We start from the raw sequence: 10,182 nt of genomic DNA on the forward strand, positions 1-10,182 counted from the left end.
TTAATACCTTTAACTAAATATTAATAGGTAATTTAATAATTATAGGTTTTATCATGATAATTTCTCATAAGCATATCAATGAAATTTTTGAATATGATGGAAGCCAAATCAACCCTTCATGGGCGTTTCAGGAATTTGGCATTTATGGATCATCAATTATAACATGGATTGGTCCTGTTAACATTACTCCTGATAATCTAAAAGATTTTGCAGATGTTGGCCTTGAAATCAAGTCAAACAATATGGTCAATTTCATTTGCGAATTCTTTGACCAGCAACCGCCTAATATGAGAGTTGCATATTTAAGACAAAGGCTTCTTGTATTGATATTCAGAGAGATTCTAACAGAAAAAGGTGTCACCACAACCCGTGAAGGTGATGATATTTTTGTTGATAATAGAAAATTGTCCATATCAATAGCCAGTGTTTCTTTAAGCTCTGCAAAAATACATTTTGCACTTAATCTGGAAGATAAGGGAACTCCAAATGATGTTGAAACCATTGGTCTTTTTGATATTAAGGTTAATGATGAACAAATTTTCACAGAAGATAATTTGTTGGAATTAATTAATGAAACTGTAACTAGATTTATAAATGAATTAGAAACAATTGAAAAGGATATAAGTAAAACTAAGGTGTTAGGATGAAAATTTTAGTTAATGGTATTCAATCAAATTTAAGATTCTCCTCAGCTCATGTAATTCCAGGCCATGAATCATGTGGTTTTATACATGGTCACTCTTACTTTGTGGATGTTGAAATTGAAGGTGAAAGGGCAGGAGATTTCGAATTTGTAGTTGATTTTAAAGATGTTAAAGGATATACTAAGGCAATTTGTAATGAACTTGACCACAGATTGCTAATCCCAGTTTATAACAAATTAATCGATATTAAGGATTTCGATAAAGATAACGATTCAATTTTTGATTTAAAAAAGAAACTCACAGTCCACTTTAAGGTTGATGGAAAAGGATATTCCATTCCTGCTGTGGATTGCGTATTTCTACCATTGCCTTACACTTCAGCAGAAGAATTATCTAAGTTTTTCGCAGAAACTTTAGCTAAAAAGCTATCTGAAACCTATGATAATTTGGAATATGTTGCAGTCTGTGTAAATGAGGGTATTGGACAAGGAGCAGAATACAGGAAAGAATTATAATGAAAGCTCCAATTATTGAAATATTTTCATCCTTTCAGGGTGAAGGCCTATTAATAGGTGAAAGACAAATTTTTGTTCGGTTTGCAGGTTGTAATTTAAACTGCAATTATTGCGACACCAATGATAGTAAATCTGAAAGTTCAGGAGTTTTAATGACTCCCGAAGATGTTAGCCGTGAAATTAGGAAACTTTTAACTCCTGACTGCAGAACAATCTCATTTACTGGAGGTGAACCTAGCTTATATCCAGGGTTCATATCAGAAGTTGGCCAAAACTTCGATTTGGATATAATGCTTGAGACTAATGGAACTTTGCCAGATAAAATCGATTCAATTAAAAAATTAGATATGGTATCTTTAGATATTAAGTTACCAGACCATTTCGATGGAGATTTCGACAATTCAATTTTTTTAAATGAAATCAAATCACTAAATTTATTAATGGCGAAGTCTATAAATGTATATTGTAAAGTAGTTATATTGCCGTCAACAAAAATAGAGTCATTTAAAGAGGTAGTTGAAAAATTATCGCAAAATATTTCAAGCAAAAGCAACCTTAAAATAATTATCCAACCTTCTAGTCCGTTAGGAGAATGGAAAGACATTAATTTTAAATTATTTGAATTTTCCGAAGTTGTTGGGCAATATTTTGATGTTTCCACCATTCCTCAAATCCATAAGATTTTGGATATTGAGTGAATTTTGTTTTTAATATTAGATTTTATTTTTTTGAGGGGCAATTGTAAATTTGAGGTGTGTAAATGAAAGATAAAACATCCATTAACAGAAAATCAAACACAGGTGCAGTTGAACGTGAAACAAAAGTTCATGATAAAGAAGGAGACATCATGGCTATTGCAACTAGAGATGTAGTTTCAATTCCTCCTTCCAAAAGTATCAAAGACACTGCTAAAGTAATGATGGAACACGAATTCAGAAGATTACCAGTCACTGATCCGGGTTCTGGCAAGTTATTAGGTATTGTAACAGTAATGGATATATTAGATTTCTTTGGTGGAGGAAAAAAATTCAACATTATTGAGAAAAAATACGAAGACAATTTCTTAGCAGCTATCAATGAACCAGTTAAAGAAATCATGACACGTGATTTAATTACATTATCTTCTAAATCTTCAATTGGTGAAACTATTGAAACAATGTTGGCTAATCAATTAGGAGCTATTCCTCTTGTTGATGGTGATGGAAAAATCGCAGGTATTGTCACTGAAAGAGATATTGCATTATCTTTAGCAGGAATGGCTGGTAATGAAACTGTACAAGATTACATGAGTACAAAAGTATTCAACACAACTCCTGGAACCCCGCTTGAAGGAGCATGTAAAATAATGGTTAGGAATGGTTTAAGAAGAATTCCTATTGTTGGTGGGGAAGCTGACATTTCTAAAGCAGCTAAAAAATTATTAGGAATTATCACATCTACAGATATTGTAAGATTTTTAAATGCTAAAGAATTATTCGATCATTTAAATTCCAATTTGGCAACTGATGTATTAAAAACAACTGTTTCAGAAATAATGGTTGAAGATGCTATTACAGTGCCACCTACAGAAACTATTGGTGAGTTATGCCAATTATTTGCAGATAAAAACATTGGTGGAGTGCCTGTTGTTAAAGATGGGGATGTAATTGGAATTATAACTGAAAGAGATATTTTAAACGCAGTTAAAAGAGTTTAAATACTACTAATAAGGAGATGATAATATGCAAATTAAGAATTTGATGTCTGAAGATTTAATTACTATAGACAAAGATCAAAATCTTTCTGATGCTTTAAAATTGTTACGTAAACATAATGTATCTCGTTTACCAGTAACAAACCACAAAGAACTAGTTGGAATTATTTCTGAAAGAGATATAGCCAATAAACTCGGTTCTTCAAAATATGAAAGTATGCCTGCATCAAGACTTCATATTTCATCCGTAATGGTTAAAGATGTGTTTACAGTTCCTCAAACAATGCAGTTGGCAGATGTAGCAAAATTAATGTTGGATGAAGGAATTGGTTCAGTACCTGTCATGTGTGAAGATGAAATGGTAGGTATTGTTTCAAAAGCAGATTTTGTTACTCTTGCTGTTGGTATTGCTTTTGATAAAATTACTGTAAAAGAGATTATGTCAAAAGATTTGACTGTTGTTTCTCCAACCGAAAGACTTGTTCATGCAAGAAGATTAATGATTGAGGCTCACGTTGGAAGATTGCCTGTTGTTGAAGACGATAAACTTGTAGGTATGATTACTTCAAAAGATTTAATGAGAGCATTCATCGACTTTAGAAAAAATGTTCCAGAAAAACACCAAAAATCTCAAATCAAAGAGGTTCTTGTTGAAGATATCATGTCCTCTAACCCACAATATGTTTCAAAAGAAATGTCTATATCTGAAGTTTCAAACATCATGATTGAAACAGGATATAATGGATTGCCTGTTGTGGAGGAAGGTAAAGTCGTCGGAATTATAACACAAACTGATATTTTAAGACTAATTGAAAAATTAGAATCTTAAATATCACTTTTTTTTATTTTTTTTGGAGGAATTAATATTACTTTAATCTCATTTTTAGGACCTAAAGGAACTTTCACTCATGAAGCTGCAAATTTAATGGGTGATGAGTTGGTTCCATATTGTACTATTCCTGCAGTTATGGAAAGTGTCTCAAATGGAGAAACAGATTTTGGTGTTGTTCCTATTGAAAACTCTATTGAAGGTCCTGTTGGAATCACATTGGATTCTTTAGCACATAAATTTGATTTAAACATATTTAATGAGATTATTATTCCCATAAATCAAAATTTAATTGTAAATCCTGGAACTTCAATGGATGATATCCAAGATGTTTATTCTCATTCTCAAGCTATTGCGCAATGTCAGGAATTCATTAGTCAAAATAATATTCAACCTCATTATGCAGTAAGTACTGCAAGTGCTGCTAAAAGCATCATTGGAGATAAGTCAAAAGCAGCTATTGGTAATGCAAAAACAGTGGAGTTATATGATTTAGAAATTTTAAAAGCTAATATTCAAGACACTGATAATAACGCAACTAGGTTTGTTGTGCTTTCAAAAGAAAATCAGGAACCTACTGGTAAAGACAAAACTTCAATTATTTTTTCAATTTATGAAGATAAGCCTGGTGGATTGTATAGAATCTTAGGAATTTTCCAAAAAGAGAATATTAACTTAACAAAAATTGAGTCAAGGCCTTCTAAGAAAGGATTGGGCAAATATTTATTTTTTGTTGATTTTGAAGGTCACAAGGACGATGAGATTATTCAAAATATTTTAAAAGAAATATCTGAAAATACTTATTTTTTAAAAGTTTTAGGTTCTTATCCAAGTTTTAGGTAAACTTTAAATTGGTGTTTTAATAAAATCTATCTTATAGTGCAATAACATTTATATTATATAATTGATAATTTTTAGTTTAAGCACTTTTAACGGAGTTTATATTTATCTAAATTATTAAATATTCCGGGAGGGTAGAAATGCCAAACGATAGAGAAAAGCTTCTAAATGTCATGGCAAGTTTAGAATCTGATTATAAATCTGGAAAAATTTCTCGCGAGAAATATAATTATTTCCAATCTAAATATCAGGATAAACTTAATTCTATTGATGCACAAGCGGCTACTAGAAGAATAAGGTCTATGCAAGGTAAACCTTCTTCAGATACTAAAAGGAAGAAGAGAACTAAAAAACCTGCCAAAAATAAAAAGGAACAAGAAGATTTAGTTCAAAAGTATATTATTAATCCTAAAAAAGGTGATGCAAAATATAATAAAAAAGAGAAATCATCTATGGATAGTGGAACTTTTAAATTAGTTTTAATTTTAGTGTTGGTCATTGGTTTTACTGTTGGTGTTGCATACGGTGTCTTTAATTTTGATTTCGATTCAGTTTCTGGTAATGAAGTAGTTGCTGTTGTTCAAGATACGGCGTTCCCTGAATTTAATGAAGATATTATTGAAAATGTTACTGATACTTCAAATGATACTGAAATTGAAATTGAAGATGAAGATATTGAAACTACGACTGATACATCAGATACTTCACAAGACTCTGGTGGTAGTTCTCAAGGTGGGGGATCTAGTTCTGACCCTACTCCTTCTCCGGATTCTGGAGGGGGTCAATCAGAACCTTCTGATGGTGGAGGTCAATCTTCTGATGGTGGAGGATCTGACGAATAATTTTAAATTATTCTATTGGGGGTGAAATCATGAAAAGTAATGTTTTAAAATATGTTATTTCAATCATGTTGTGTTTATTGTTCATTGGTTGTATTGTTACAAGTGTTAATGCAGATGATTCATCTGATTTAACCATGTTATCTCTATCAAAAGGAGGTATTGTAATTAATTATCCTTCTGATTGGGGTTATTCCCAAGCAACTTCACAGTACTCAATAATGTCAATTTCCAAACTTGATTCCATTGATGCTTTAGGAGTTGGTCAGGTCAATATTAATATTGAAAAGAAACCTCTTGAAGGAGATTTTTATACCTTTGTTAATGATACATACAAATCCATGTCAAAAGATTCTTCTTTCGAGTTGATTTCTTCAGGTGAAGTCACACTAAAGGATATGGCAGCTTTGGAATATATTTATACTTCTAGTCAAAATGATACAACTGTTAAAGAACATAAGGCAGTTTGGTTCGAAAAAGGTGGACAAGCTTATGTTTTATTATACAGTGCACCATTAGATCAATTTGAAAGTAATTTGTATGTCTTTGATTATATTCTAACAGATATTCAAATTAATTAATTCTTTTTTTCACTAAGGAGGTGTTTAATGATTATATTATGCGTAACGGGCAGTATAGCAGCCACAGAATCTGTCAAATTAGCTCGTGAACTTAGAAGGAATGATGTGGAAGTAAAATGTTTTATGAGTAAAGCAGCCTGTGAAATTATCCATCCTAATGCAATGGAGTTTGCAACAGGCCAAGAAGTTGTAACTAAGTTAACAGGTAAAATTGAGCACGTTAAATATTCTCAAGAAGATTTAATCTTAGTTGCTCCAGCCACTGCCAATACAATTTCTAAATTTGCACATAAAATAGCTGATGATGCTATTTCTACTCTTTTGATTACTGCATATGGCCATGATACACCGATTATTTTTGTTCCATCAATGCATGACTCAATGTATAAGGCAATTAAGGAAAATATTGATAAAATCAAAGAGGAAAAATCAGCAGTGTTTATTAAACCTCGTATGGATGAGGGTAAAGCAAAATTCCCATCAAAAGAGGATATAGTTCTCGAATCTTTAAGAACCATTAACTTAAATAAGGATTAAAATGCTTAAAGGTAAAAAAATTTTGATTAGTTTGGGCGGAACCTATGAACCAATTGATTCAGTTAGGGGAATTACTAACAAATCATCAGGTAAAATGGGCTTGGAACTTGCAAAAGAGGCTTATATTAGGGGGGCAGATTTAACATTGGTTGTAGCCAATGTTAGTGTTGATATTCCTTCTGTTTTTGAGGTCATTAATGTTGAAACAAGTAATGAAATGAATGATGTGATTTTAGATTTCATTTCCGATTTTGATATTTTCATTTCAACAGCAGCAGTTTCCGATTTTGAGTTTAAACAATTAAATGATAAGAAAATTAATTCGGATAGTTCTTTATTTTTAAATTTAAAGCCTACAACAAAAATCATTCGTCAAGTTAAAAAAATTAATCCGGATATATTTTTAGTTGGGTTTAAAGCAGAATTTAATATTTCAAAAGAAGAGATTATCTCCTGCGCTAGAAAACAAATTGAAGCTGCTGGAACGGATTTAGTTATTGCAAATGATATATCAAAAAACGAGTGTCATTTCGGATCTGATAATAATGAAGTGCTAATTGTTGATGATGATGTGATTAGTGTTCCATTGGCATCGAAAAGAGAGATTGCTAAAAAGATTTTTGATGTAATTTCTCAAAAGTTATAGTTTCATCTATATGTGATTATTATTTACTATTTTTTCACATGTTATCTTATTTTATTTTAATTTTATAATTAATTATTTTCATAGATTATATAAAAATTTTAATTTAAATACATATAAAATCAATTTAACATTAGTTAAATTTCATATGGTTTTTCATTTCTTTAAATTTTTTGGGTAAAACTAAAGTCTTTCCTATGAGTTTTAATTTTAATGTTATCTTAAATTTTTAAGTGTATTATTAGTTATCAATATTGAAGTCAATAAAAATTAATTTCATTGTCATCTTACAAGGGGTTTAAATTTTCAATTTCATTACTATTTTAATAGGCAATTATAAGCTCATTTGAGTAATACTTTTATGAATAAAATAAGCAAATTAATCTTTGAAAATAAAATCGTTTAAAATAAGTATTTTAATAAAATAAGTTCATGCCTTTAGGCTTCAGTTAAATGGAGTGATCAATAGAGTGAATCAACCTAAAGGACGTTTCAATGAACTTTTATTTTATTTGCATTAGCATATAAAATATTCAATTTTATAGTATAAAAAGGTATCTAAGTAATACTTTCTGACGGATTTTGTAGTAATTTTTTAATTTTCTCAGAGTTATTTTTTAGTTGTTTATCACTCGAAAATCAAGTGATTTTTTTCAAAAATTTTTCTTGTATTGACAATGCATTATTGCCTTTTTTGTACTGGTCTTGTTTTAGGATTGGGTTATTTTTAAAAAATTTATCTTAATATTTCTTTTGATATTAAGTGGATTTTGATTTTGGATTTAATATGGTTCGGGTTTTGAATGGTTGTATTGTTGCATCACTGATTATTTGTTATAGTTGATAAAATTTTTGAATGTTTTTTATCATGTAATTTCGATGGTGTTGATATTAATTGGAGTATCTGGGGTATACATTTTGAGTTATTGATTAATGTTCTTTCTTTTTTCCAAGATCATGAAAAATTAAATCTATATGAACTTTTTGATTTTTATTTAAAATTTAAAAATTTGTTTGTTTTTCTTTAGATTTAATGTATGTTGTTACTTTTGGAATTACTTGTTCTTTTGATGGTGTTTCTATTTTTGGCATAGATTAATTTTTAAAATTGGCCAATTTTAATTACAATAGGTGGCTATGTTTCCCTTTTGACTGACACAATCTCTTTAAAAGACATCCGTGATGAAGACAAAAAACAAGATATCAAAGACCAATTGAACATTATTTCCAAAAAAGAAAATTGTCTACAATCAAAATTGGAAGATTTGCAACAGATGATTTGATGTTAATGTTAAAAAAAGAAAGAAAGTAGATGGAATTTCATCTACTTAATTTTGATATTAACTTTTTTAGTTACTTTGTTGTAGTAACTGTTTCCATTATATTTGATAATTGCTTTGAAAGTTCCTTTTTTAGTTAATTTGGTAATTTTAAAGGTTGCTTTTCCTTTGCTGTTGGTTTTGGCAGTATATGTTTTACCTTTAACTTTTAAAGTAACTTTTGTTTTTTTCATGGCTTTGTTTTTGTTGGTTTTTAATGTTATGCTGTATTTTTTGGTTTTAACTGATTTCTTAAATGATTTCACTTTCGCAGTCAATTTTGGATTTGCTTTTTTAACAGTCACTTTGACGGATTTGCTGGAAGAACTGTAGTATTTGTCTCCTGCAAACTTAATTGATGCAGTATATGCTTTTGGAGTTAGAATGGAGACATCTACTGAGATTTGTCCTTTGGAATTGGTTTTCAATGTTTTTGAAATTTTACCCACTTTAACTGTCACTTTTTTGTTTGCTAAAACTTCATCAGAATCTTTAAGTGTAACAACAAGTTTTTTAACTACATTGTATGTAGTAATTACACTAGATGCAGTTAATTTTGTTGATTTAGTAACAGTGCCATTAATGCCTTGATTATCAGTTATATTGATGCTTGGACATACAGTGAATATTTCAACTAAACCTAAAGTATTGAACACATATTCCGCTTCATATCCGCTTATTTCTGAATTGTATTCTGCCTCAACCAAACTGCCGTTTACATTGAAGTATACATAATAACCTTCTTCAATTAGATTTTCATTGTCATCTTTAATGAATGCAATCAACTTGGTTTTAACCCCATAAACGAAAGGTGTGCGTGACACAACTATTGCAGTGCATGGAGAGGTAATGTTTCCACCATAATTGTGGATTTCACTGGATTGAACATTTATAGTGTTGTTATGCAGGTATAAAATTCCGTAATTGTTGTCAACTGTTTTTCCTTTAAGACAATCGCTTTCAAATATTGAATTGGACAATGTTAAAGTAGAATAAATTACATTGCGTATTGTGCATCCTGAATCTGCAGAACTGTCAATGAACTGGCAATTGTCAACAGTCAGATTACCTATATTCAGTATTGCTGAAATGAAATCTGTTGCGACATTACTGATGAAATCTGATTCATTAATCAAAGCATTGCCACAGGATACATATACCGCTCCAACTTCGGGTGCATTATTTCTTTCAAATTTTGATTTAATAATGGTTGCTTTGTTAGAGTAAGTAAATATTGCACCACAATCATCTAAAGCAGTATTGTTGACAAATTCAGATTCAAATATGGACAATTCTTCTCCTTCAAAAGATAGGGTCCCTCCAGTAACATATGCAGTGTTATTGATGAATTTTGAATTTAACACTGTTAGTTTGCCCTCTTCAGAGTATATGGCACCACCATATTGGGAAGCGACATTATTAGTAAAATTACAATTTTCTACAGTACTTGTACCATTAAAGAAAATTGCTCCACCAAATTCCGCAATATTGTTCTTAAAGAGTATGTTTTCAATGGCTCCGGATTTAGCAGCAATTGCCCCACCATAAATAGCATTATTATCAATGAATTCTCCGTTAAATTCTGCATTTTCGATGTTTTCGAAGAAATTGATTCCGGCCCCATATGATGCTTTGTTGTTGATGAAATTGCTGTTAAATGCAATGTTTTGTGGAGTCTGTCTGTAGTTTATTGCTCCACCATGTTTAGCAGCAGTGTTGTTAATGAAGTCACATGTAAATAT

Annotated in this window: 11 protein-coding genes and 1 pseudogene; 11 read left to right on the forward strand and 1 reads right to left on the reverse strand. The window is 30.4% G+C overall.

Going from position 1 to position 10,182, the window contains the following annotated elements; all coding sequences use genetic code 11:
* Positions 1-53 precede the first annotated feature (53 nt).
* From ACKI32_RS06820 to ACKI32_RS06870, 11 genes are all read left to right on the forward strand, one after another.
* Entirely contained in the window at positions 54-647 is a 594-nt protein-coding gene (locus ACKI32_RS06820) for a DUF366 family protein (protein ID WP_407414798.1), read from the forward strand.
* Entirely contained in the window at positions 644-1,159 is a 516-nt protein-coding gene (locus tag ACKI32_RS06825) for a 6-pyruvoyl trahydropterin synthase family protein (RefSeq protein WP_407414800.1), read from the forward strand. The genes ACKI32_RS06820 and ACKI32_RS06825 overlap by 4 nt, the downstream gene beginning before the upstream one ends.
* A complete protein-coding gene (locus ACKI32_RS06830; protein ID WP_407414802.1) occupies positions 1,159-1,857 on the forward strand; it encodes a 7-carboxy-7-deazaguanine synthase QueE in 699 nt (232 codons plus the stop codon). Before ACKI32_RS06825 ends, ACKI32_RS06830 begins: the two co-directional genes overlap by 1 nt.
* Positions 1,858-1,919: 62 nt before the next feature.
* Positions 1,920-2,855, forward strand: a complete 936-nt coding sequence (locus ACKI32_RS06835) for a CBS domain-containing protein (protein ID WP_407414804.1) — start codon at positions 1,920-1,922, stop codon at positions 2,853-2,855.
* Between the two features lie 25 nt (positions 2,856-2,880).
* Positions 2,881-3,681: a CBS domain-containing protein gene (locus tag ACKI32_RS06840; RefSeq protein ID WP_407414806.1), complete on the forward strand. Its 801-nt coding sequence runs from the start codon at positions 2,881-2,883 to the stop codon at positions 3,679-3,681.
* 36 nt (positions 3,682-3,717) lie between these two features.
* Positions 3,718-4,524: a prephenate dehydratase gene (gene pheA / locus ACKI32_RS06845; protein ID WP_407414825.1), complete on the forward strand. Its 807-nt coding sequence runs from the start codon at positions 3,718-3,720 to the stop codon at positions 4,522-4,524.
* 137 nt (positions 4,525-4,661) lie between these two features.
* Positions 4,662-5,363 (forward strand): endoglucanase, encoded by a 702-nt coding sequence (locus tag ACKI32_RS06850; protein WP_407414808.1) that lies wholly within the window; start codon positions 4,662-4,664, stop codon positions 5,361-5,363.
* 29 nt (positions 5,364-5,392) lie between these two features.
* Positions 5,393-5,941, forward strand: a complete 549-nt coding sequence (locus ACKI32_RS06855; protein ID WP_407414810.1) for a PsbP-related protein — start codon at positions 5,393-5,395, stop codon at positions 5,939-5,941.
* Positions 5,942-5,968: 27 nt separating this feature from the next.
* Positions 5,969-6,478 (forward strand): flavoprotein, encoded by a 510-nt coding sequence (locus tag ACKI32_RS06860; RefSeq protein WP_407414812.1) that lies wholly within the window; start codon positions 5,969-5,971, stop codon positions 6,476-6,478.
* Between the two features lie 31 nt (positions 6,479-6,509).
* Positions 6,510-7,124, forward strand: coding sequence for a phosphopantothenoylcysteine decarboxylase (locus ACKI32_RS06865; RefSeq protein WP_407414827.1), 615 nt, complete (start codon positions 6,510-6,512; stop codon positions 7,122-7,124).
* 1,145 nt (positions 7,125-8,269) lie between these two features.
* Positions 8,270-8,404 carry a hypothetical protein gene (locus tag ACKI32_RS06870; RefSeq protein WP_407414814.1) on the forward strand — a complete coding sequence of 45 codons (135 nt, stop codon included), beginning with the start codon at positions 8,270-8,272 and terminating at the stop codon, positions 8,402-8,404.
* A gap of 41 nt (positions 8,405-8,445) precedes the next feature.
* Here the strand turns inward: ACKI32_RS06870 and ACKI32_RS06875 are convergent.
* Positions 8,446-10,182: pseudogene (locus ACKI32_RS06875) on the reverse strand (hypothetical protein); the annotation flags it as partial.

The sequence above is a fragment of the Methanobrevibacter sp. genome (assembly GCF_045611865.1).
Taxonomy (GTDB): domain Archaea; phylum Methanobacteriota; class Methanobacteria; order Methanobacteriales; family Methanobacteriaceae; genus Methanocatella.